Below are 22,792 nucleotides of genomic sequence, written 5' to 3' on the forward strand. Positions count from 1 at the left end.
GTCACACCGGCCGCGTCCCCGACGTTCCGCCCGATCACGGGAGAAAGCGGGGTGCGCTTGTGAACGCGTTCACATTCACAAGCGATTATGACGCACAGGCTTTCGAGCCGTTCGCCGGGCCCCCCTTTTTCGGCCACGCCCCCACGCACAGGGCCCCGGACCTCGTCGTTCGAGGTCCGGGGCCCATGGATCGCACCGGCTCCACCGGCGCGGAAGCGCCGCCCGGCGTGCGGTACGTCACATCCCGCCGTACGCCGGTCCCGTGTGCGTCACACCACACTCCGCCCGGCGCCGAACCCGCGGCGCCGCGTCCGGCCGCACGCCGGCGGCGGACGCGTCCCGCCTCGGCGCCGGCCGCTCCGCGCGACGGGCTCGGGCTCGGTCACGTCCGGGCGCGGAACGCCTCCGCCGCCTTCAGGAACAGGTCGTTGCCCTCGCTCTCCCCGATCGTGACCCGCACGCCCTCGCCCGCGAACGGCCGCACCACCACACCGGCCCGCTCGCAGGCGGCCGCGAACTCCAACGTCCGCTCGCCGAGCCGCAGCCAGACGAAGTTGGCGTGCGACTCCGGGACCGCCCACCCCTGGCCCACCAGCGCCTCGGTCACGCGGGTGCGCTCGGCGACCAGCGCGCCGACCCGGCCCAGCAGCGCGTCCTCGGCGCGGAGCGAGGCCACCGCCGCGTCCTGGGCGACCTGGCTGACGCCGAAGGGCACGGCGGTCTTGCGCAGCGCCGCGGCCACCGGCTCATGGGCCACCGCGAACCCGACCCGCAGCCCGGCCAGGCCGTACGCCTTGGAGAAGGTCCGCAGCACCGCCACGTTGGGCCGGTCCCGGTAGACCTCTATCCCGTCCGGCACGTCCGCGTCGCGGACGAACTCCTTGTACGCCTCGTCCAGCACCACCAGCACATCGCTCGGCACCCGGTCGAGGAACCGTTCCAGCTCGGCCCGGCGCACCACCGTGCCGGTGGGGTTGTTGGGGTTGCAGACGAAGATCAGCCGGGTCCGGTCGGTGATCGCCCCCGCCATCGCGTCGAGGTCGTGCACCTCCCCGTCGGTCAACGGCACCTTGACCGAGGTCGCACCGCTGACCTGCGTGATGATCGGGTACGCCTCGAAGGACCGCCAGGCGTAGACCACCTCGTCCCCCGGCCCGGAGGTGGCCTGCAGCAACTGCTGGGCCACGCCCACCGACCCGGTCCCGGTGGCGATGTGCGAGACGGGCACATCGAAACGGCCGGCCAGCTCGTTCATCAGGCCGGTGCACGCCATGTCCGGGTAGCGGTTGAAGCTCCGCGCCGCGGCGAGCGCCGACTCCAGCACGCCCGGCAGCGGCGGATAGGGGTTCTCGTTGGACGACAGCTTGTACGCGACCGGTCCGCCGGCGGCAGCCGGCCTGCCCGGCACGTAGGCGGGAACGCCGTCCAGTTCGGCGCGCAGCTTGGGGCTCGTCTCGCTCACCGCAGGGTCCTCCTCGACCGTCCGTGCACAGCAATACTGCTCACCTTATGAGGATTGGCCGCCGCTGCGAACGGTGCGAGCGCCCCGGCGGCCGCGGCGCCCGGAGACAGCGCGCCCGCGGCCCGCCTCTCGGGGGGGCGCATTCGCCATAACGGCGTGCGCCGGTGGCCTGCGCCGTGGCGCGCGTCCCCCGAACCGGTGAGTTGAGACCTCTTCGAGACATCGCACATTTGGCAGGCTGCCACCCATCCGCACCTGATAGTCATATGCAATACGCGCCAACACCCTTGGTTTACAGGGGTATTAGGGGCGAACTGCCATGCAGAAACGTGACTGCCCACCCGTGCATATGCGACCGGACCGACCACCCTCGGGAGCCCTACTATCGGCTCGCCATGACAGCAGCAGGGAAGCACCAGGTGAGCCGGGCGGAGACCCCCCGGCGCAGCGGCCGGCCGGGACGGGCAGGAATCCGTGACGTGGCCGCCGCGGCCGGCGTCTCGATCACGACCGTCTCCGACGCGCTCAACGGCAAGGGCAGGCTCCCGGACGCCACCCGCCGCCATGTCCGCGAGGTCGCCGAGCGCCTGGGCTACCGCCCGTCCGCCGCGGCCCGAACCCTCCGTACGGGCAGGTCGGGACTGATCGGCCTGACCGTGACCACGTACGGGAATGAACCTTTCACCTTCACCGAATTCGCGTACTTCGCGGAGATGGCGAGAGCCGCGACCTCCGCGGCGCTCGCCCGCGGCTACGCCCTCGTCATCCTCCCCGCCACCTCCCGGCACGACGTCTGGTCCAACGTCGCGCTCGACGGGACCGTCGTCATCGACCCCTCCGACCAGGACCCGGTCGTCACCGAGCTGGTCCGCCAGGGCCTGCCCGTCGTCTCGGACGGCCGACCCGCCGGGTCGCTCCCCGTCACCGCCTGGGTCGACAACGACCACCGGGCCGCCGTGCTCGACCTCCTCGACCACCTCGCCGCCGCCGGCGCCCGCCGCATCGGGCTGCTGACCGGCACCACCACCGACACGTACACCCGGCTCTCCACCACCGCCTACCTGCACTGGTGCGAGCGGGTCGGCCAGGACCCGGTGTACGAGTCCTACCCGGCCCACGACCCGTGCGCGGGCGCGGTCGCCGCCGACCGGCTGCTGGCCCGCCCGGACCGCCCGGACGCCGTCTACGGCCTCTTCGACCCCAACGGCACCGATCTCCTCGCGGCGGCCCGCCGCTACGGGCTGCGGGTCCCCGAGGACCTTCTGCTGGTCTGCTGCAGCGAGTCCACCGTGTACGCGGCCACCGACCCGCCCATCACGACCCTCTCGCTGAAGCCCCGCCGCATCGGCACGGCCGTCGTCCAGCTCCTCATCGACGCCATCGAGGGGGTGGAGCACGACGGCCCGGTGGAGCAGGTCATACCGACGGAACTCATCGTCCGGACCTCCTCGCAGCGACGGCCGCCCCGTACGACGGTCAGCGCACCGCGCTCGCCCACCGGGGACTGATCGCCTCATTTCGGACGAATCAGCCGATGAACCGTGTGCGCACCGGGATTCACCACCCCTGGTGCGTCACACGGAGCGATCCGCATTCCTATGATGGGCGCACGACACCGCGGACCACCTCTACCAGGCAGGGCCCGTCAGGTGTACGGCGGCGCGACGGTGGTGGAGGGGTCGATGACTCAGGGGGCCGGTCAGGAACCCGTGGTGCGGGCGGCGACGTTGCGTGACTTCAGGGTTCCGCCGTATGCGCAGACGCCCGTGCCACCGCAGTCGCCCGGAGCGGTCGCGCCGCATCCGGCGCCCCCGGCGCCCGCGCCGCAGGCCGCCGTGCCGACGTACGCGCCCGCGCCGCCCCCTGCGCCGCACCCCGGCAACGCCGCCCTCGGAGACGAGCCGCCCGCGGGCTACACCCCGACCGAGCGGGACCTGCCCGTCATCAACCGCGCCGACACCGCCCAGGTGCTGGCCGGTCCCGAGGCGGGACCGGCGTACGAGGACGGGCGCGGCCCGCTGTTCGTCGTCGGCGACGTCCACGGCTACCTGGACGAGCTGCTGGCCGCCCTCGTCGAGCAGGGCCTCATCGACGCCGACGGGAACTGGGCCGCGGGCAACGCCCGGCTCTGGTTCCTCGGCGACTTCACCGACCGCGGGCCGGACGGCATCGGCGTCATCGACCTGGTCATGCGGCTCTCCGCCGAGGCCGCGGCCGCCGGCGGCTACTGCAAGGCCCTGATGGGCAACCACGAGCTGCTGCTGATCGGCGCCAAGCGGTTCGCCGACACGCCCGTCAACTCCGGGGCCGGCACCGCCACCTTCCAGGCCGCCTGGCTGCTCAACGGCGGCCAGAAGAGCGACATGGACCGCCTCCAGGACGTGCACCTCCAGTGGATGTCGCGCCTCGACGCGGTCGTCGAGGAGGACGGGCACCTGCTGATGCACTCCGACACGACGGCCTACCTCGACTACGGGTCCACCATCGAGGACGTCAACGACACGGTCCACGCCATCCTCACGCGCAACGACGCCGACGAGTGCTGGGACCTGTTCCGCAAGCTCACCAAGCGGTTCGCCTTCCGGGACGAGGGCGGCGCCGACGCGGTGCGCGAGCTGATGACCACGTATGGGGGCCAGCGCGTCGTCCACGGCCACAGCCCCATCCCGTACCTGCTGGGCGAGGTCGGCTCGGAGGACGGGGAGGACGGCTCCGGGCCCGTGGTCAACGGCCCGCACGTCTACGCCGACGGGCTCGCGATCGCCATGGACGGCGGAGTCACCATGGCCGGAAAGCTCCTGGTCGTCCAACTGCCTCTGCGTGGCTGAATCTCGGCGGAGAAGCGACGCCCCCGCCGGGCCGAAGGCCCCTCCACGGGGTCGGATTCCGGCAGCACCCTGTCCCCCCGTGGCGTGATCGCTCTACCATCGGCCTGTCCGTAGCAGGCTCTCCTCCGTTTCCGCCCTCCTCGCCCGGCCACACGGGCAGTCGGGCGCCGACGGGGCATCGGGGGATGCAGATGACAAGCGCTCCGCACCTGCTGGCCGAGGACGGCCCCGAGTACGAGCGGATTCTGGCCGAGGTATTGCGCCACGCCCACGAGCGCCCGGAGCTCGCGGGCCTCGGGGACCGGTTCAGCGCCGAGCACCTGCGCGCCATGGCCCTCGGCGCGACGGCGCCGATCACCTCGGCCGCCGCCGCCGAGTACGCGCACTACGTCCGCGCCCGCGCCGCGACGGCCGGCGGAGACCCGCACGGCGCCCCCGCCGGGGCGCGGACCGCGGCGGCCGGACCGGGCGCGGGGGTCGGACCGGGCGCGGGGGTCGGCGCGGTCCTGACGGTCCTGACCCCGCTGCTGGCCGGTACCGCGGCGGTCATCTTCCTGCTGGCCGGCCACCTGCTGAGGACGGCCGCGTCGTCGAGGGACTTCGGCGCCACCCTGGTCACGGCCGGGTGGTTCTTCGCGGCCGTCGCCGCGGCGGCCGCCCTGGTCGCCGCGGCCGGGCTGCTCGTCACCGCGCTCCGCAACGGCACCGCGCCCCCGGCGGCCGAGCCCGCGGAGGAGGAGCCTTCGGAAGAGGTCGCGCGGTCCCGTGAGGCCTGGCGGCACGCCCTGTTGGAGCGCGGCATCCTGCCGTTCCTGCGGGACGCCCTGGCCGACCGGGGCCCGGACCGCCCGCCCCACCGCCTCCCGAGGGTCGGGTACAGCAGGCCGGAGTTCTCCGGACCGGGCGAGGGCCCGGCGGCCGGCCCCCGGCCGACCTTCACCAGCCCCGACTTCACGAGCCCGGACTTCGGCGGCCCCGAGCACCGACCGGAGTGACGGCCGCCCCGCCGCGGACGGGCCCGGACATGCCACGGGCCGGGGCGGCGGATGCCGCGCCCGGCCCGGAAGGCGCTCCGGAACGACCGGAGCGGTGGATCAGACGGTCTGCGGAGCCAGCTTCGGGTTCACGCCGTACTGGTTCGTCTCCGGCTTGCCCTCCGAGGCGAGGAAGACGAGCAGGATGATGCCGCCGACCAGCGGGATGAAGCTGATGAAGAACCACCAGCCGGAGCGGCCGGTGTCGTGCAGTCGACGCACCATGACCGCCAGCGACGGGACGATCACCGCGACGACGTAGATGCCGTACGGGATCTGCGTGCCTATCGCGGCGCCGATGGCGTAGAGCACCACGGCGGCGATGAAGTTGAAGAGCACGAACATCCAGTACTCCTTGCGGCGCGCGCGTCCGCTGAAGCCTGCGTAGTTCTTGAGTACGGCCAGGTACCAGTTCACTGCGATTCCCTCCCCGAGCCCCCGTGCGAGGGCGCAAAAACAAGCCAAGCAAGCCGGAAAGTAAGCCACAGATAAGGAACGGGTCAAGCTGGGACGAGCCGCTGGCCAAACGTACACAGAGATGCCGCCCGACCGTGTCCATACTGTCGTTTGACAAGGGGCCAACCAGGCCAGACAGCCCCGAAGAACACGAACCGGCCCATAGGGCACGGACGTTCACGTTCCGGTCGGGCCCAGGCGCCCCCGTCCGCCCCTCGCCGAGGAGCGGACGGGGGACCGGTCAGTCCGCGATGGGGAGGTAGACCCGGTTGCCCGAGGCCGCGAACTCCTTCGACTTCTCGGCCATGCCCTCCTCGATCTCCCGCTGGGAGCCGCCGTGCTGACGGCGGATGTCCTGGGAGATCTTCATCGAGCAGAACTTCGGCCCGCACATGGAGCAGAAGTGCGCCGTCTTCGCCGGTTCCGCGGGCAGCGTCTCGTCGTGGAACGCCCGCGCCGTGTCGGGGTCCAGCGCCAGGTTGAACTGGTCCTCCCACCGGAACTCGAACCGCGCGTCGGAGAGCGCGTCGTCCCACTCCTGCGCTCCGGGGTGCCCCTTGGCGAGGTCGGCCGCGTGCGCCGCGATCTTGTAGGTGATCACCCCGGTCTTCACGTCGTCCCGGTCGGGCAGCCCCAGGTGCTCCTTGGGCGTGACGTAGCAGAGCATCGCCGTCCCCCACCAGGCGATCATCGCGGCTCCGATCCCCGAGGTGATGTGGTCGTAGGCGGGGGCGACATCCGTGGTCAGCGGGCCCAGCGTGTAGAACGGGGCCTCCTCGCAGATCTCCTGCTGGAGGTCGATGTTCTCCTTGATCTTGTGCATCGGGACGTGGCCGGGGCCCTCGATCATCGTCTGGACGCCGTGCCGCTTGGCGATCGTGTTCAACTCGCCCAGCGTCCGCAGTTCGGCGAACTGCGCCTCGTCGTTGGCGTCGGCGATCGAACCGGGGCGCAACCCGTCACCGAGTGAGTAGGTGACGTCGTACGCCGCGAGGATGTCGCACAGCTCCTCGAAGTGCTCGTAGAGAAACGATTCCTTGTGGTGCGCCAGGCACCAGGCCGCCATGATCGAGCCGCCGCGCGAGACGATGCCCGTCTTGCGACGGGCCGTCAGCGGGACGTACGCCAGGCGCACTCCGGCGTGCACCGTCATGTAGTCCACGCCCTGCTCGGCCTGTTCGATGACGGTGTCCTTGTAGATCTCCCAGGTCAGCTCCTCGGCCCGGCCGTCGACCTTCTCCAGTGCCTGGTAGAGCGGGACCGTGCCGATCGGCACCGGGGAGTTGCGCAGCACCCATTCACGGGTGGTGTGGATGTTGCGGCCGGTGGACAGGTCCATGACCGTGTCGGCGCCCCATTGCGTCGCCCACGTCATCTTGTCCACCTCCTCCTCGATCGAGGAGGTGACCGCCGAGTTCCCGATGTTCGCGTTGACCTTCACCAGGAACCGCTTGCCGATGATCATCGGCTCGATCTCCGGGTGGTTGACGTTGGCCGGCAGCACGGCCCGGCCCGCCGCGATCTCCTCGCGCACGGTCTCGGCCGCGACGTTCTCCCGGATGGCGACGTACTCCATCTCCGGGGTGATCTCGCCCCGCCGCGCGTACGCGAGCTGGGTGACCGGACGGCCGTCGCGGCTGCGGCGCGGCTGGCGCGGCCGACCGGGGAACACGGCGTCGAGGTTGCGCAGCCCGCCGCGCGGCGATGTGTGCTTGACCCCGTCGTCCTCGGGGCGGACCGGCCGGCCCGCGTACTCCTCGGTGTCGCCGCGGGCGACGATCCAGCCCTCCCGCAGAGGCGCGAGGCCCCGGCGGACGTCGGTCTCGACGGCGGGGTCGGTGTACGGGCCCGAGGTGTCGTACAGCGTCACGTCCTTGCCGTTGGTCAGGTGCACCTGTCGGACCGGCACCCGGAGGTCCGGGCGCGAGCCCTGGACGTACCCCTTGTGCCAGCCGATGGACTTCCCGGCCTCGTCGTCCCGCTGCGAGGCAGGCGTGCGTGCGTCCGATGTGGTCATGTGACCTACTCCCTACGCCGGCATTACCCGGTAACAGGTTCAGCGGTCGGCGCAGCGTGTCCCGTACGGCGTACGGCGGTCAGCGCCCTCTCAGCCCGGTGCTCCGAGCTCCCGCGTGTGCAAAGGCGCCCCCACGCTAGCGTCCTTTCCGGCGAGCTGACCAGAGGGGGCCTTGCCGTACTTGCGATGATCGCCGTGTGACCTCCCCCCAGAGCGACCCCGCACCCCAGCCGCCCTCGGGCCACGCCCACGGCCACACGCACAGCCACGGACCGGCCGCCCCGGTCTCCCGGCACCTGCGCAAGGTGATCGCCGCCGTCCTGATCCCGTTCGCCACGGCGGTCGTCGTCGGCCTGATCGCGTTCTGGCCGGGCGGCGCGCCGGAGCACGAGCGCACCGGCGTCGGTTTCGACCGGCAGACCCAGGACGGCAGGGTCGTCCGGGTCGACGAGGTCGACTGCGCGGAGGTCAACGCCGGGCAGGTGCCCCCGACCGGCGACACCTCCACGCCCTCGGGCCGGGAGGCGGTGAACGAGCAGCAGGGGAGGTGCGCGAAGGCCACGATCGAGGTGACCAGCGGCAACGACAAGGGCCGGACGTTCGTCGAGGTGGTCCAGCCGGACGCGCCCCGTCAACTGCGCGAGGGCCAGGGCGTGGTCGTGGCGTACGCCCCCGACGCGCCGCGCGACCTCCAGTACTCCGTCACCGATGTGGACCGGCGGCTTCCGATGACGCTGCTGGCCGGGGTCTTCGCCCTGGCGGTGGTCGTGGTGGGCCGGCTGCGCGGGCTGATGGCGCTGGTGGCGCTCGCCGTGTCGTTCGCCGTGCTGACCCTGTTCATCCTCCCGGCGATCCTCCAGGGTTCGAACCCGCTGGTGGTGGCGGTGATCGGGTCCAGCGCCATCATGCTGGCGGCGCTCTACATGTGCCACGGGGTGACGGCCCGTACGTCCGTCGCGGTCATCGGCACGTTGATCTCCCTGCTGCTGATCGGGCTGCTGGGCTCCCTGTTCATCGGCTGGGCGAGCCTGAGCGGCAACACCGACGACAACACCGGTCTCATCCACGGCCTGTACCCGGACATCGACATGAGCGGCCTGCTGCTGGCCGGCGTCATCATCGGTTCGCTCGGCGTGCTCGACGATGTGACGGTCACCCAGACCTCCGCCGTCTGGGAGCTCCACCAGGCGGACCCGCGCATGGGGTGGAAGGGGCTGTACCGGGCGGGCATCCGCATCGGCAGGGACCACATCGCCTCGGTGGTGAACACTCTCGTGCTGGCGTACGCGGGCGCGGCTCTGCCCCTGCTGCTGCTCTTCTCCATCGCCCAGAGCAGTGTGGGCACGGTGGCCAACAGCGAGCTGGTCGCCGAGGAGATCGTCCGCACGCTGGTCGGCTCGATCGGACTGGTCGCCTCCGTGCCGGTGACCACGGTGCTCGCCGCCCTGGTGGTCTCCGCGGACCGGCAGGGGGCCGGGGGCGCGCCGGCGGCGACGGCCGCGCCCGCCCGGACCGGCCGGGGCCGCCGCCGCAAGACGGGATGACGGACCGCGGGGCCGGGCGGGGGTGCGGGGGGAGCGCGTACGGGAGCGCAGGCGGCGCGATCGCGCGACCGGCGGGTGGGACCGGTGGGCGTGCGCCGGGCGCACCCGGTCAGCCGGCGTTCTGCTCCTCGGCGAGGATGCGTCCGAGCGCCTCCTCCAGGTTTCCGTCGAAGTCACCCAGCGTGTGCTCCTGCCCGAGCGGCACCAGCTTGTCCGTCCGATCGAGGAACGCCACCAGCGGCGCCGTGCCGGCCCGGAAGAGCGCGCGGTCCTCGCCGACCTGGAGCCGGATGTGCACATCGCCCAGCCCCTCCGGTTCGGTCGGGCCGATGTGCACATCGCCGTCGCCACTGGGGCTGTTGAGCCCGTCCAGCAGCAGTTCCCGGCCGAACGCCCAGGTCACAGGGGCATCGCCGGGCAGATGGAAGGTCATCCGGATGGCGTATGGATCGCCGACCTCGTACCGGAGCTCTACCGGAATACGGAAAGAGAGTTCCTCGGAGACGAGGAAGCTCATCATGACCTCTGCTTGAACCGACTCGCGCATCGTTCAACCCCGCAGTAGATGAAACTGGCCAGGAATGATCCCCCTTGGCCCCATTGACGCCATCGTGGTGCACGCGATAGCAGATCACAAGGAGTGATTTTTCAGATACTGATAGAGAACACGAACGAACGCAAGAGGCTGGTCACTTCGCCACGTAACTGTTCGACTGCGGGGAGCAATCGTTCTTCTTGGTCAAGGGGTACGGAAATGGCCATCGCGGCAATGGTGGTCCCGGCGGTGACCGGGATGGCGGCGCACACGGTCCCGAGCGTGTACTCCTGACGTTCGATGACCGGTTCACCCCTGCGGAGCTTGCGCAACCGGTCAAGAAATGCCGCGCGATCTCGCACTGAGTAACGGGTGAGGGGTCGAACAGGGTGGCGGTCGAGGTGGTCCTCACGGGCCTTCTCGTCGAGCTGGGCCAGGAGGCACTGCCCTATCGCGTGCGCGTGACCGGTCTCGCGGAACGAGGCCCACTCCTCCACCGCCGGGGTGTCGGGAGCGTCCGCGACCGCGACCAGCTCGATCTCGCCGTCGCAGTAGACCGCGCAGTACACCGGGGCGCCGATGGCGTCGCGCCAGTGGCCGAGGGAGTCGGCGACGGAGGCGGGCCGGCTCCTGCCTCCCGGCGCCGAGGTGAGGTTCTCGGCGGCCGCGCCGAAGAGGAAGACCCCGTTCTCCCGGCGGAGATAACCCTCATGGGTGAGCGTGCGCAGCAGGTGGTACGCGGTCGGCAGCGGAAGCCCCGCCTCGCGTGCGAGCTGTTTGGCGGGCGCGCCGTCCCGATGGGCGCCCACAGCCTCCAGCAGCCGCAATGCCCGCTGGACCGAGCCGATCAACGTCGGGACAGCGGTGCTCGATGCCGTGGTCAAAGGCCACCCCCAGGCATGGTGACGGGCGATCAGCCCTCCCGCGGGGGCCGCCCCCGCGAGCCTGCCACGATCCCGAGGCGCCGGAGGGAACCGGAATACCGGAGCATCGGGCCCAACCACCGGCGAGGACCGGGCCGGACGCCGGCGATCGGAGGCCAACGACCGGACTGTCGTACTCCCCGAATGATCACTCAGTCAGCTCAGTGACAGAAGGTCACATTCCGGATGGCGGCAGTGGTAGGTCACTGTATCGGCCGCTTCCGGCAGACGAGTGGTTTCGCCTGCGACTTAGCTCGCCTGGGCTAATCCCGGCCGGGTCCTCGCCTGCTCTGGGGAGCGTTCGTTCGCCCGAATCCGTGTACTACCAGTCACCGCGCGAGGTCGACGACGACATGAACTTCCGGACGACGAAGACCAGCCCACCGACCAGGACGACGAAGACCAGGGCCTTGAAGAGCAGGCTCACCACGAAGCCGACCACGCTGGCGATCAAGCCGCCGAACACGAAGAGCGCGATGAGGGGCACCGCGATCCACTTCACCCACCACGGCATTCCCGCGTATATCTCCCGCACGGCCATCACCTCTACCTCTTCTCTCTGGGCTCCTCCCTCGATGCTAGGCGCGCGAAGGCGCCCGGCGGCCCCCCGCACCCCTTGAAAACCCCTGATCGAGCCCCTAGGGACTGTCGGCGCGCGGCCTCAGCCCTCCGGCGGCGAGAAGACGACCATCACCCGCAGATCCTCGGTGATGTGGTGGAACTTGTGCGCCACCCCCGCCGGCACGTACACGACGCTGCCCCTGGCGACCTGGGTCGTCTCCGTCCCGACCGTGATCGACGCGCGGCCGCTGACGACGAGGTAGACCTCGTCCTGCTGGTGCGGCTGCTGCGGATCGAGCGCCCCCGCGTCCAGCGCGTACAGGCCGACGGACATGTTGCGCTCCCGCAGGAACTGCAGGTACGCGCCGTCGTTGGCGGCCCGCTCCGCTTCCAGCTCGTCCAGTCTGAATGCCTTCATGGCCCGTCCGCCCCTCGTCGTCCCCGCCGCCGGTTGCTCCGGTGTCGGCCGCCGATCATGTCTGCCACGATCACACACATGATGAATTTCGTAGTCAAGACGATCGCCAACGCGGGCGCGCTGGCCGTCGCCATCTGGCTGATCAGTGACATCACCCTGGAGGGCGGCAGCACCGGCCGCAAGGCCCTCACCCTGATCCTGGTCGCTCTCCTCTTCGGCCTGGTGAACTTCCTGGTGAAGCCGGTCGTCCAGTTGCTGACCTTCCCGCTGTTCATCCTGACGCTCGGGCTGATCACCCTGGTGGTCAACGCCCTCATGCTGCTGCTGACCTCCTGGCTGGCCGGCGTGCTCGATCTCAGCTTCCACGTCGAGGGGTTCTGGACGGCCGTGCTCGGCGGGCTGGTCATCTCGGTCGTGTCCTGGGCGCTCAACGTCGTCCTGCCCGACGAGGACTGACGCGGGCCCCCGGCGAAGGCGTGCTCCGGGGGCCTGGAAGAGTGCGGGGCAGCCGGTCAGCCGCCGGGGGAGAGCAGTGGAGGAGCAGCATGAGCGCCATGGGCGAGGGAACGCGTGCCGTACGTGCCGGACTTCCCGCACCGGAGCAGTTCGAACCCGCCCTGCCCGGTCCGGTCTTCGCCGCGCACTTCCACCTCTCCGGCGATCCGGTCGGCCCCTACACCTACGGCCGGGAGACCAACCCGACGTGGAGCCGCCTGGAGCAGGCCATCGGCGCGTTGGAGGCGCCCGGTGAGGACGTGGGCACCACGGTGTTCGCCTCCGGCATGGCGGCGATCACCGCGGTGCTGCTCTCCCAGGTCCGCTCGGGCGACGCGGTGGTCCTGCCGGACGACGGCTACCAGGCGCTGCCGCTCGTCCGGGAGCAGTTGACGGCGTACGGCGTCGAGGTCCGCACCGCCCCGACCGGGGGCGACGCCCAGTCGGCCCTGCTGTCGGGGGCGAAGCTGCTGTGGATCGAGAGCCCGTCCAATCCGGGCCTGGACGTCTGCGACATCCGGCGGCTGGTGGCGGCCGCACACGAGGCGGGCGCCCTGGTCGCCGTCGACAACACCCTGGCCACGCCGCTCGGCCAGCGCCCGCTGGAGCTGGGCGCCGACTTCTCGGTCGCCAGCGACACCAAGGCCATGACCGGGCACGGGGACCTCCTCCTCGGCCATGTGACCTGCCGCGATCCCCGGCTGACGGCGGACGTGCGGCGATGGCGCAAGGTGGTCGGGGCGATCCCCGGCCCGATGGAGGCCTGGCTCGCGCACCGCTCTCTGGCCACGCTGCCGTTGCGCGTCGACCGCCAGTGCGCCACCGCCCTCGTCCTCGCCGAGGCGCTGGCGCAGCGCGCGGAGGTCACCGGGGTGCGGTATCCGGGGCTGCCCGCCGACCCCTCGCACGCCACGGCGGCGCGCCAGATGCGGCGCTTCGGCTCGGTGGTGTCCTTCACCCTGCCCGATCGGGAGAGCGCCGAGCGCTTCCTGTCCGCGCTGCGTCTGGTCGACGACGCCACGAGCTTCGGCGGCGTCCGCTCCACGGCCGAACGGCGGGGCCGCTGGGGTGGTGACGCGGTGGCGGAGGGCTTCATCCGGTTCTCGGTCGGCGTCGAGGACCCCGAGGACCTGCTGGCCGATGTCGCGCAGGCCCTGGACGCGGCTCTCGACCAAAGCGGGGCGTAGGTCCGGGCCCGGCTCCGCACGGGCGCGCGGCGACGATTGCCGACCGTGGGGGCGGGGCCCCGGCGGGCCGCGGGAGTTTCAGACCGGGCTCCCTGGGCCACGCTCTTGCCATGACCGAACGCCCGGTGGTCAAGCGCACCGCACGTGCCATCCTGCTCGACGGCGACGATCTCCTCCTCATCAAACGCACGAAGCCGGGGGTCGATCCGTACTGGGTCACCCCCGGTGGCGGGGTGGAGCCGGAGGACGCCACCGTCGTCGACGCCCTGCACCGCGAGGTCCACGAAGAACTCGGGGCGGAGGTCGTCGATGTCGTCCCCTGCTTCGTCGACACCGTCGAGCACATCGCGGACGGCGGGGTGGCGGGCGTGAAGGTCCAGCACTTCTTCGTCTGCCGGCTGGCGTCGATGGACACCTCCCTCCGGCACGGCCCGGAGATCGAGCAGCCCTGCGGGGAGTACGAGATCGTCCGGGTGCCGTTCAACCGGGTCGGGATCGCGGCCGTGCACCTCGTGCCCCTCTCCCTGCGGCACTACCTGGACGGCAACATCGAAGGCGTACGGGCGCTGCACGCCCCCGACCTCGGCTGACCGCCCGGCAGGGAGGTCGCGGTCTCATGTTTCACGTGAAACCACCCACCTGCCCCGTCCGTCCCGCCCGGTCCGCCGATCGTGGTTCTCGGCCAGTTCCGCCAAACCGCTGGACGCACGATCACCCCGTCAGACAGCCTGATCCCATGCACAACCCATCACCCCACCCCCTCGTCGACCTGCCGATCCGGCGCCTGAACCGGGCTGACCTCGTCGCCTGCGCCGATCTCTGCGAGGACCGCGGCTGGACGCGCGACGAGCATCGGTGGGGGCTGCTGCTCTCGGCGGGCACGGGTTACGGGATCGACGCTCCGGACGGCAGGGGTTTGGCGGCGACCTGCGTGCTGACGTCGTACGGGCCGCGCCTCGCCGCCATCGGCATGTTGCTCGTGGCACAGCGCTACGCGCACCAGGGGCTCGCGCGGCGGTTGATGGAGCAGGTGATGGAGGAGACGGCCCACACCCCGCTCGCCCTGTACGCCACCGCGCAGGGGCAGCCGCTCTACGAGAAGCTCGGCTTCTCCGCCGTCGGGGTGGCCCAGCGGCTGGAAGGCCCGTTCCGCGCCCCCTCTGGTGCCGCGTCGCCCTCGTCCTCCACCGTGGCCACCCGTCCGGCGGCGGCGGATGATCTGCAGGCGATCGTCCGGCTCGACCTCGCGGTGTTCGGCGTCGACCGGACCCATCTCCTCGCCCGGCTCCCGGCGTTCTCCGACCGGATCCAGGTCGCCGAGGACCGGGGTGAGCTGATCGGCTTCGCGGCCTGTTGGCCGAGCGGCGGTGCGCACGCGGTCGGCCCGTTGGTCGCGCGGGACACGGCCACCGCGCAGGCCCTCGTCACCGCTCTGGCCTCGGCGACGGACCGGCCGCTGCGGGTCGACCTCGACGCCCGGCACACGGAGCTGCTCGGCTGGCTGACGGCTCGGGGGCTGGAGCTCACGATGCGGAGCGCCGCGATGACGTACGGCATCCCGGACCTGCCGGGCGACGGCGCACGCGGCTTCGCCCCGTTCTCCCTCGCCACGGGCTGAGCCCCGGCCCCCGTCGCGTCGGCTGCCGCTCGGGCGCACCAGTGCCGAGTGGCCCTCAAGCCGTCCGCACGCGGCGTCCTAGGATGCCGATCATGAGCGATCTGGAGATACGCCCCACCACCGAGGACGACCTGCCGGCGGTGGTCGCGATGCTCGCCGACGACCCGCTGGGCGCGCGGCGCGAGTCGCCGGACGACCTCGCCCCCTATCGGGCGGCGTTCCGGCGGCTGGCCGACGACCCCCACCAGCACGTCGTCGTCGCCGTGCGCGAGGGCCGTGTCATCGGGACCCTGCAACTGACCATCGTCCCCGGACTGTCCCGGCGCGGTGCGACCCGCTCGATCATCGAGGGCGTCCGCATCCACGCCGACGAACGCGGCAGTGGCCTCGGCACCCGGTTGATCCAGTGGGCGGTGGACGAGTCCCGCCGCCTGGACTGCCGGCTCGTGCAGTTGACCTCGGACGCCACCCGCGAGGACGCGCACCGCTTCTACGAGCGGCTCGGCTTCACCGCCAGCCATGTGGGCTTCAAGCTGACCCTCTGACGGGCCGGTCCCGGCCCGCGCCTGTCGTATGCCTGCACGCACCGGCGGGTTCCTGCTGGAGCAGGAGGGGAGGGGCTGGTGTTTCACGTGAAACACCGGCCCCTGCTGCTGGGTTCAGCCGGGGAGGCCCCGCCAGCCCGCCGCGTCCACTCCGCCGGGCACGTCCGCTCCCACCTCGTACGGCTCTCGGGTGAAGACGAACGAGCCCAGGTCGAGATGGTCCACCGATCCGTCGTCCTTGCGCACGATCCGGAGCGTCTCCCCCGCGTAGTAGCCGCTCAGTCCCGTCCAGGAGCCGTCCGGGCCGGCGGTGAAGCCCGAGCCGCGACCGCCGCCGTTCAGCGGTGCGAGTTCCAGGCCCCGGTCCGCCAGGAGCCTGACCGTGAAGGCGTGGGTCCCCCAGTACCAGACGCCCGTCAGGGCGAGCAGTTCCCCGTCCGCGTCGGGCAGGGGGCGCCAGGGGTCCGGGAGCCGCGGCTCCGCCTCCGCGACGATCCCCACCAGTTCGGCGGCCACCGATGCGGCGGGCAGACCGGAGGTGGCGTTGGCGAGCACGATCGCGGAGACGTCCTCCTGCGCGTTGATCCACAGCCCCGCCACGAATCCGGGCAGCGACCCCGAGTGGCCGAATAGCACGCTGCCTCCACCCGACACGATCTGGAGGCCGAGACCGTATCCGCCGCCCCCTTCCTCGGCCGGCGCGGCGGGGGTGCGCATCTCCCGTACGGAGGCCGCCGACAGGACCCGGTCGTCCCCCTCGGACAGGAACGCGGCGAACGCCGACAGGTCTGCCGCGGTCGACCAGAGCTGCCCGGCCGACGCCATCAGCCCCAGATCCTCGGCGGGCTCGCTCACCATCACATCGGCCCAGGGATGGACGGCCCAGCCGGCCGCGTGCGGTGCCACGGGCTCGCACGTCGTGCGGTCCAGGCCCAGGGGCTCCAGGATCTCGCGGCGCAGCGCCTCCTCCCAGGAGACGCCGCGTACCGCTTCGATCAGGGCGCCGAGCAGCGTGTAGCCCGGATTGGAGTAGTGGTGGCGGTGACCGGCCGGGTGCTTCCGCGGCCGGTCGCCCAGCACGTCGGCGAGCCGGGGACGCAGGCTGCCGGGCGTCCGCTCCCACCAGGGGGCCGGTGCCTCGGCGCCCAGCCCGGCGGTGTGCCCGAGCAGTTGGAAGACGGTCGCGTCGCCCGCTCCGGTGCCGGGAAGGTGCTTCTCCAGCGGATCGTCCAGGTCGATCAACCCCTCGTCCCGCAGCCGCAGGACGAGCACCGCGGTGAACGTCTTGGTGAGGGAGCCGATCCTGAACTGCGTGTCCGCGTCGGGGGCCCGGCCCTCCCCGCAGGTCCGCGCCCCGCTCCAGACCATGCGCCCGTTCCGCTGCACGGCGGCCACGAGGGACGGCGCACGGCCGTCCTTCTGCGCGACGGCGATGCGGTGCAGCAGGGCGCGGCGGGTGCTCGGGAGCAGGTCTTCATCGGGAGGAGTCATGGGCAACACCTACCCGACGGGCCGCCCGCTGACGAACCGGTTTCCTGGAGCGCGCCCGGCCGCCCGCGGGCTCAGCGTGTCCGGCTGTACGTCCGGACGAGGGCGCCGTTCTCGAAGGTCCGCACCCCCTCCAACGTGAACTCGGTGGCCGCGAACTCCGCGCCGAACATCGGCATCCCGGCCCCGTACACGATGGGGTAGGTCTTGATCACCAACTCGTCGATCTCCTCGAACAGCTCCCCCGCGAGCTGGGAGCCGCCGCAGAGCCAGATGCCCAGCTCGCCGTCCTGGGCCTTGAGCTGCCTGATCCGGGCGACCGGGTCCTCCGCGATCAGTTCGACGTCCGGGTGCGGGGCCTCCGTGAGCGTCCGGGAGGCCACGACCTCCCGCAGGTGGGCGTAGGGGCTGGTGATCCCGGCGTCCAGCGCGAGCTGGTAGCTCCTCCGCCCCTGGACCACGGTGTCGAACCTCCGGTTCTCGGCGTCGTCGCACCCGAGGGCCTTGCGTCCCTCGGCGGCGATCGTCTCCGGGTACTCCGAGGTCAGGAACCCGATGAACTCCTCGCTGACGAAGCGCATCATCGCCGAGGCGTCGCCGCCGCGGTCTCCGATGAATCCGTCGATCGAGCAGGCGATGAAGTAGGTGAGCTTGCGCATACGTCCTTGTTCTGTCGATGGGCTCGGGCCGATCGACCCGAGCGGCCTCCTGCGGAGGGCTGGTTGGGCGCCGCCCGACGGGCGGACGCCGACCACGACGCTGATAGTGCTTCAGGTGTAGTGGTTGCGCAACCGATCCGGGCGCGACCGATCCGGGAGGCGCCTCATGGCGAAGAACCCCGAGCGCAGGGCGGCGCTCGCGGGCGCGGCGATCGACGTCCTCGCGCACGAAGGGGCCCGCGGGCTCGCCTTCCGCGCCGTGGACGAGCGGGCGGGCGTGCCGGTGGGCACCGCGTCGAACTACTTCACCAGCCGCGACGACCTCCTGATGCAGACGACGCGCGCATCCACAGCCGGATGGCACCGGACCCGGTCCAGGTCGGACAGGCGATGCGCCCCGCCCTCGCGGGAACCGGTCGCGGAGCTGATGCACTGGCTGGTCAGGCGGATGACCGCCGACCGCACGGGCTATCCGGCCCTGCTGGAACTCCGCCTGGAGGCGACCCGCCGCCCGGAGCCGCGCAGGCGACTGACCGGCACCGTGCGTTCCGCCTCCGACGAGAACGCCTCCTTCCACCGGGAGAGCGGGCTGCCGGGCGACCGCGACGCGTTCCTCGTCCTCCACCTGGCCATGACCGGTCTCCTCCTGGAGCACTCACCCTGCCGGACATGCTCGCGGACACCGCCCTCGACCACCTGGTCGACACCGTCGTCGCCCGCGTCGTCCCCGCCGACTGAGTCCGCCCCGCTCGCCGCCCCGCGCCGGACGCCGCGTCAGCAGGCCGCCGCCCCGAGGTCCCGTGCGGCGGCGAGGTAGGCGAGCACCAGCGGCCTCTCGTCGCCCCGCCGGGCGGCCACCGCGAGCCGGGACGGCGAAACGCCCCGGACCGGCACGGCGACCACCCCGTCCCGAGCGACCAGCGGGGCGTTGCCGGCGGCCAGCAGCGCCACCCCCTGCCCGCCGGCGACCGCCTCGTGGGTCTCCTCGGCGCTGGCCACCACCCCGCCGATCCGCGGCCGGCGGCCGTCCCGCGCGTCCAGGGCCAGCCAGTAGTCCCGCAGGGGGCCGGCCTCCGCGGGGAGGGCGAGGAAGGGCTCCGCCATCAGCTCCGCGAAGTCCACCTTCCCCTCGGGGTCGGACGCGGCCCGCACCGCCAGGGGGTGCCCGTCCGGCAGCGCGACCGACCGGGGTTCGCGGGCCACCACCGCGTACCGGTAGCGGGCCTCGTCCAGCAGCGGCAGCCAGACGAAGGCGACGTCGCTGGTCCCGTCGGCCAACCCGGCGGTGGCGTCCGACCACGGGACCTGGCGCAGGACGGGTCGCGCCCGCGGGCGCCCGGCCAGGAGCCGGGCCCGCAGGGCCGGCAGCAGCCCGCGCCCCGGACTGGTGGACATGCCGATCACCAGGGTGTGCCGCTCGGCCGTCTTCGCCTCCTCCACCGCCGCCCGCGCGCCCTCCCAGGCGGCCAGCACCGCGCGGGCGTGCGGCAGCAGGGCCGTGCCGACGGCGGTCAGCCGCACGGTCCGGCGGTCCCGCTCGAACAGGTCCGCGCCGAGCAGCTTCTCCAGCGCCCGTATCTGCTTGCTCAGCGCGGGTTGGGAGACGTACGACCGTTCGGCGGCGCGGGTGAAGCTCAACTCCTCGGCGACCGAGGCGAAGTAGCGCAGGTCGCGACCGTGGACATCCATAACTGATGGTTATCACAACGGGTCTTGGACGCGCCCCCGCCGTCCGGCGAAGGATGGGGCCTGCCGACGGGGAGCCCCGGACGGCGGGCGACGAGGGGGACGAAGATGAGCGAGAACGCCAAGGTCTGGCTGGTCACCGGCGCGAGCAGCGGTTTCGGGCGGGCCATCGCCCAGGCCGCGATCGCGGCCGGCGACACGGTGATCGGCACGGCCCGGCGGACGGAGGCGCTGGACGACCTGGTCGCCGCGCACCCGGACCGCGCGGAGGCGATCAGCCTGGACGTCACCGACGGCGCACGGATCGACGCCGTGGCCGCCGACGTCCTGGCCCGCTACGGCCGGGTGGACGTGCTGGTGAACAACGCCGGCCGCACCCAGGTGGGAGCGTTCGAGGAGACGACCGAGCGGGAGCTGCGCGACCTGTTCGACCTGCACGTGTTCGGTCCGGCGCGACTCACCCGCGCGCTGCTGCCGCACATGAGGGAGCGGGGCAGCGGTGCGATCGTCAACATGAGCAGCTTCGGCGGGCAGTTGTCCTTCGCCGGGTTCTCCGCGTACAGCGCGACCAAGGCGGCGCTGGAGCAGTTGTCGGAGGCCCTGGCCGACGAGGTGGCGCCGTTCGGCGTCAAGGTGCTGATCGTGGAGCCCGGCGCGTTCCGCACCAACCTGTTCGGCAAGGGCGCGGCGTACTTCTCCGAGGAGAACCCCGCGTACGCCGAGAAGGTCGGCGCGACCCGGCAGGCCGTCCTGGGCGGCGACGGAAGCCAGCCCGGCGACCCGGCGAAAGCGGCGGCGGCGATCCGCCTGGCCCTGGACGCCGACAGCACCCCGCTCCGCCTCGCGCTCGGCAGCGACGCGGTCGACCTGCTCACCGGCCACCTGGACTCCGTACGGGCCGAACTGGCCCAGTGGGAGAAGGTCTCCCGCGGCACCGACTTCGACCCGGCCTGACGTCCGGCCGGGTCGGCTCACGGGGACCCGGCGGCGGATTCCGAGCAACGGCCCTGGTGGGTCCGAGCGGCCGGGCCCCCGCCGCGGCGGGGCCGGTGCGGCTCAGTGGGCGGGGACGGGCTCCAGCCGGTAGGCGTCCCCGTGGGCGACCACGCGGCCCGCGGTGGGCGGGGCGAAGTGGGTGCCGAGGAGGAGGGTGTCCGTGCCGGCGAGGGAGCCGAGCAGCGTGCGGCGGGTGGCCTCGGACCGGCGCGGGTCGATGTCGACGCAGGCGCCGATGCCGGGGTGGGCGAGCTGGACGGGGTGGTGGACGCAGTCGCCGGAGACCAGCGCCCTCTCCCCCCGGCTGGTCAGTTCCACGGCGACGTGGCCGGGGGTGTGGCCGGGGGTCGGGACCAGGCGCAGGCCGGGAACGATCTCGGCCCCCGCGGGCGGGACGTCGACCGTGCTCAGCAGACCCGCCTGTTCGACCGGGACCACGGAGTCGCGGAACATCTGTGCGCGTGCCTCCTCCATGGCGTACCCGGCCCAGAACTCCCGCTCGGCGCGGGAGGTGAGGTAGCGGGCGTTGGGGAAGGTGGGGACCCACGCGCCGTCCACCCGCCGTGTGTTCCAGCCGACGTGGTCGGCGTGCAGGTGGGTGAGGATCACCAGGTCGACGGAGTCCGGGGGGAAGCCGGCGGCGGTGAGGCGCTCCAGGAAGTCGGTCCGCAGGTCGTGCCAGGCCGGGTTGGCCCGCTCCTTGCCGTTGCCGATGCCGGTGTCGACGAGCACGCGCACCCCGTTCACGGCGAACGCGAAGCTGTGGCTGTCGATGTGCAGCGCCCCGTCCCGGCCGGCGAAGTGGGGGTGCAGCCACTCCTGGGCCGTCACCACCTCGGGCGTGGCGTCGGGCAGCAGCCAGGGCCCGGTCGCGGGCGGGAGGGCGACTTCGTCGATCCGGTGGACGGTGAGGCCGCCCAGCGTCCAGGAGGGGATGGGGGCGGTGGGGGAGGTGTGCATGGCGTGTCGACTCCTTGTTCTGTTCCGTGGGGCAGGTCGGCCGCGGGACGGGCCGCCCCGCGCCGTGACCCGGTGAGTGCCGCCAGGGCCGCCAGGGCCGCCAGGGCGAGCAGGGCGGCGGTGACGGCGTAGGCGTGCGAGGTGGCCCCCAGCCCGTAGCGCTGGGTGGCGGCGCCCGCGGCGACGGCGGGCAGGCTCATGGAGAGGTAGCTGAGCAGGTAGTACGCGGCCAGGGTCGCGGCGCGGTCCCGCTCGTCGAGCGAGGCGAGGAGCGTACGCAGCACCCCCTGGGAAACCGCGCCGAACGCGATGCCGGCCAGCACCGCGCCGCCGTGGACGGCCGGCAGCCCGGCGCCGTGCAGACCGCTCACGGTCAGGGCCGCGGCGGGCAGGACGGACAGGCAGCCGCCGATCGCCGTGGCGCGGGGTGGCTTGTTCCTGAGCGCCCACACCGTGCAAGCGGCGGCGGCGCTGAGGGTGAAGAAGACCATGCCGCGGGCTGCTTGCGGGGCGTCGGGGGCCACCAGGCGTACGAGGGCCGGGCCGAGGGAGGAGGTGAAGCCGCCCAGCGCCCAGACGGTGCCGACAGCCGCGCCCGCGGCCGACAGGGTGCGGCGGGCCGGGGGCGGGAGGCCGACGCGCGGGCGCAGCGACCGCAGCGCGCCCGCGTGGCGGCGGGCCGTCTCCGCGGTGAAGACGGCAGCGATCGCCTGGGCGAGGAACAGCGCCGCCAGCAGTGCGTAGACGGTGGCGGTGGGTGCGGGGGCGAACCGGACGAGCAGGGTGGATACGAGCACGCCGGCGGCCATGCCGGCGACCGGGGTGACGCTGTTGGCCAGGGCGGACCGGCCCGGACGCCGGGGGTTCTCCAGGTCGAGGAGTGCCGCGCCCGCGGCGCTGGTGGCCGCGCCGGTGGCCGCCCCCTGCAGGAGCCGGGCGACGGTCAGGGAGCCCGCGCCGTCCGCCGAGGCCAGCAGGACCATGGAGCCGGCCGCCACCAGCAGGGCTCCGACCAGGACGGGGCGCCGCCCCAGGTGGTCGGAGAGCGCCCCGGTGGTGAGCAGGGCGAGCAGCAGGGCCAGGGCGTACGCGCCGAAGACCACGGTGACGGCGAGCGCGGAGAGGCCCCACCGGTCCTGGTAGAGAGGGTAGAGCGGGGTCGGGGCGCTGGACGCGGCCAGGAGGGCCGCGAGGACCGACACGTGGAGAGCGAAGGAAGCCGTGCGCCTCCGCGTACGGGTGCGGGCGGCCTGTCCAGCGCCGTGGGCGGCGGCGTCGGGGGCCGCGGGCGCGCCGGAGGTGGCGCCGGGCATGGGGGGCTCCCTTCCTAAAAGCAACGTATTTGCTTTAGCTCGACGGTAGGCCCTACGGTCGGGTTAA

The 22,792-nt window shown here is 72.5% G+C and carries 23 protein-coding genes; 11 read left to right on the forward strand and 12 right to left on the reverse strand.

Features of this window, described 5'->3' with window-relative positions:
- Positions 1-382: 382 nt before the first annotated feature.
- The gene (gene hisC / locus ACZ6EJ_RS03345) at positions 383-1,462 is read right to left on the reverse strand and encodes a histidinol-phosphate transaminase (RefSeq protein WP_469264192.1); all 1,080 of its coding nucleotides are present in this window, start codon (positions 1,460-1,462) and stop codon (positions 383-385) included.
- Positions 1,463-1,857: 395 nt separating this feature from the next.
- On the opposite strand from hisC, the gene ACZ6EJ_RS03350 reads away from it, so the two are divergent.
- The 3 genes from ACZ6EJ_RS03350 to ACZ6EJ_RS03360 all read left to right on the forward strand — a co-directional run bounded on the left by ACZ6EJ_RS03350 (position 1,858) and on the right by ACZ6EJ_RS03360 (position 5,285).
- Complete coding sequence (locus ACZ6EJ_RS03350; RefSeq protein ID WP_469264193.1) at positions 1,858-2,970, forward strand: LacI family DNA-binding transcriptional regulator; 1,113 nt, start codon at positions 1,858-1,860, stop codon at positions 2,968-2,970.
- Between the two features lie 174 nt (positions 2,971-3,144).
- Positions 3,145-4,290: a metallophosphoesterase gene (locus tag ACZ6EJ_RS03355; protein ID WP_469264194.1), complete on the forward strand. Its 1,146-nt coding sequence runs from the start codon at positions 3,145-3,147 to the stop codon at positions 4,288-4,290.
- Positions 4,291-4,475: 185 nt separating this feature from the next.
- Entirely contained in the window at positions 4,476-5,285 is an 810-nt protein-coding gene (locus ACZ6EJ_RS03360; RefSeq protein ID WP_469264196.1) for a hypothetical protein, read from the forward strand.
- Positions 5,286-5,384: 99 nt separating this feature from the next.
- Here the strand turns inward: ACZ6EJ_RS03360 and ACZ6EJ_RS03365 are convergent, their stop codons facing one another.
- Positions 5,385-5,741 carry a DUF805 domain-containing protein gene (locus tag ACZ6EJ_RS03365; protein ID WP_469264198.1) on the reverse strand — a complete coding sequence of 119 codons (357 nt, stop codon included), beginning with the start codon at positions 5,739-5,741 and terminating at the stop codon, positions 5,385-5,387.
- A 280-nt stretch (positions 5,742-6,021) separates the two neighbouring features.
- Positions 6,022-7,797, reverse strand: a complete 1,776-nt coding sequence (gene thiC / locus ACZ6EJ_RS03370; RefSeq protein ID WP_469264199.1) for a phosphomethylpyrimidine synthase ThiC — start codon at positions 7,795-7,797, stop codon at positions 6,022-6,024.
- A 197-nt stretch (positions 7,798-7,994) separates the two neighbouring features.
- Between thiC and ACZ6EJ_RS03375 the strand changes: the two genes are divergently transcribed.
- Positions 7,995-9,341: a YibE/F family protein gene (locus ACZ6EJ_RS03375; RefSeq protein ID WP_469264201.1), complete on the forward strand. Its 1,347-nt coding sequence runs from the start codon at positions 7,995-7,997 to the stop codon at positions 9,339-9,341.
- 109 nt (positions 9,342-9,450) lie between these two features.
- Here ACZ6EJ_RS03375 and ACZ6EJ_RS03380 read toward each other — a convergent pair whose 3' ends face one another.
- The 4 genes from ACZ6EJ_RS03380 to ACZ6EJ_RS03395 all read right to left on the reverse strand — a co-directional run bounded on the left by ACZ6EJ_RS03380 (position 9,451) and on the right by ACZ6EJ_RS03395 (position 11,778).
- A complete protein-coding gene (locus ACZ6EJ_RS03380; RefSeq protein ID WP_030115079.1) occupies positions 9,451-9,888 on the reverse strand; it encodes an SsgA family sporulation/cell division regulator in 438 nt (145 codons plus the stop codon).
- A gap of 101 nt (positions 9,889-9,989) precedes the next feature.
- Positions 9,990-10,760, reverse strand: coding sequence for an IclR family transcriptional regulator (locus tag ACZ6EJ_RS03385; protein WP_469264202.1), 771 nt, complete (start codon positions 10,758-10,760; stop codon positions 9,990-9,992).
- A 361-nt stretch (positions 10,761-11,121) separates the two neighbouring features.
- Positions 11,122-11,334, reverse strand: a complete 213-nt coding sequence (locus tag ACZ6EJ_RS03390) for a DUF5326 family protein (RefSeq protein ID WP_469264204.1) — start codon at positions 11,332-11,334, stop codon at positions 11,122-11,124.
- A 126-nt stretch (positions 11,335-11,460) separates the two neighbouring features.
- The gene (locus ACZ6EJ_RS03395) at positions 11,461-11,778 is read right to left on the reverse strand and encodes a cupin domain-containing protein (RefSeq protein ID WP_469264205.1); all 318 of its coding nucleotides are present in this window, start codon (positions 11,776-11,778) and stop codon (positions 11,461-11,463) included.
- Between the two features lie 78 nt (positions 11,779-11,856).
- Here ACZ6EJ_RS03395 and ACZ6EJ_RS03400 point away from each other — a divergent pair, with 78 nt between their 5' ends.
- From ACZ6EJ_RS03400 to ACZ6EJ_RS03420, 5 genes are all read left to right on the forward strand, one after another.
- Positions 11,857-12,234, forward strand: a complete 378-nt coding sequence (locus tag ACZ6EJ_RS03400; protein WP_469264206.1) for a phage holin family protein — start codon at positions 11,857-11,859, stop codon at positions 12,232-12,234.
- A gap of 89 nt (positions 12,235-12,323) precedes the next feature.
- Positions 12,324-13,460: a cystathionine gamma-lyase gene (locus ACZ6EJ_RS03405; protein ID WP_469264208.1), complete on the forward strand. Its 1,137-nt coding sequence runs from the start codon at positions 12,324-12,326 to the stop codon at positions 13,458-13,460.
- A 110-nt stretch (positions 13,461-13,570) separates the two neighbouring features.
- Positions 13,571-14,050, forward strand: a complete 480-nt coding sequence (locus tag ACZ6EJ_RS03410; protein ID WP_469264209.1) for an NUDIX domain-containing protein — start codon at positions 13,571-13,573, stop codon at positions 14,048-14,050.
- Between the two features lie 146 nt (positions 14,051-14,196).
- Positions 14,197-15,078 carry a GNAT family N-acetyltransferase gene (locus tag ACZ6EJ_RS03415; protein ID WP_469264211.1) on the forward strand — a complete coding sequence of 294 codons (882 nt, stop codon included), beginning with the start codon at positions 14,197-14,199 and terminating at the stop codon, positions 15,076-15,078.
- Positions 15,079-15,170: 92 nt separating this feature from the next.
- On the forward strand, positions 15,171-15,623 hold the full coding sequence (locus tag ACZ6EJ_RS03420; RefSeq protein ID WP_469264213.1) for a GNAT family N-acetyltransferase: 453 nt from the start codon (positions 15,171-15,173) through the stop codon (positions 15,621-15,623).
- Between the two features lie 114 nt (positions 15,624-15,737).
- Here ACZ6EJ_RS03420 and ACZ6EJ_RS03425 read toward each other — a convergent pair whose 3' ends face one another.
- Positions 15,738-17,114: a serine hydrolase domain-containing protein gene (locus ACZ6EJ_RS03425; protein ID WP_469264214.1), complete on the reverse strand. Its 1,377-nt coding sequence runs from the start codon at positions 17,112-17,114 to the stop codon at positions 15,738-15,740.
- 71 nt (positions 17,115-17,185) lie between these two features.
- Positions 17,186-17,770, reverse strand: coding sequence for a dihydrofolate reductase family protein (locus ACZ6EJ_RS03430; RefSeq protein WP_469264215.1), 585 nt, complete (start codon positions 17,768-17,770; stop codon positions 17,186-17,188).
- A gap of 166 nt (positions 17,771-17,936) precedes the next feature.
- Here ACZ6EJ_RS03430 and ACZ6EJ_RS03435 point away from each other — a divergent pair, with 166 nt between their 5' ends.
- On the forward strand, positions 17,937-18,587 hold the full coding sequence (locus ACZ6EJ_RS03435) for a TetR/AcrR family transcriptional regulator (protein ID WP_469264217.1): 651 nt from the start codon (positions 17,937-17,939) through the stop codon (positions 18,585-18,587).
- Here ACZ6EJ_RS03435 and ACZ6EJ_RS03440 read toward each other — a convergent pair.
- On the reverse strand, positions 18,545-19,459 hold the full coding sequence (locus ACZ6EJ_RS03440; protein ID WP_469264219.1) for a LysR family transcriptional regulator: 915 nt from the start codon (positions 19,457-19,459) through the stop codon (positions 18,545-18,547). The genes ACZ6EJ_RS03435 and ACZ6EJ_RS03440 overlap by 43 nt on opposite strands.
- A gap of 105 nt (positions 19,460-19,564) precedes the next feature.
- Here ACZ6EJ_RS03440 and ACZ6EJ_RS03445 point away from each other — a divergent pair, with 105 nt between their 5' ends.
- The gene (locus ACZ6EJ_RS03445) at positions 19,565-20,410 is read left to right on the forward strand and encodes an oxidoreductase (RefSeq protein ID WP_469264220.1); all 846 of its coding nucleotides are present in this window, start codon (positions 19,565-19,567) and stop codon (positions 20,408-20,410) included.
- 102 nt (positions 20,411-20,512) lie between these two features.
- Here the strand turns inward: ACZ6EJ_RS03445 and ACZ6EJ_RS03450 are convergent, their stop codons facing one another.
- Both ACZ6EJ_RS03450 and ACZ6EJ_RS03455 read right to left on the reverse strand, forming a co-directional pair.
- Entirely contained in the window at positions 20,513-21,388 is an 876-nt protein-coding gene (locus tag ACZ6EJ_RS03450) for an MBL fold metallo-hydrolase (RefSeq protein WP_469264261.1), read from the reverse strand.
- Positions 21,280-22,725 (reverse strand): MFS transporter, encoded by a 1,446-nt coding sequence (locus ACZ6EJ_RS03455; RefSeq protein WP_469264222.1) that lies wholly within the window; start codon positions 22,723-22,725, stop codon positions 21,280-21,282. Before ACZ6EJ_RS03455 ends, ACZ6EJ_RS03450 begins: the two co-directional genes overlap by 109 nt.
- Positions 22,726-22,792: the final 67 nt, after the last annotated feature.

The organism is Streptomyces sp. NPDC041970 (genome assembly GCF_055588985.1).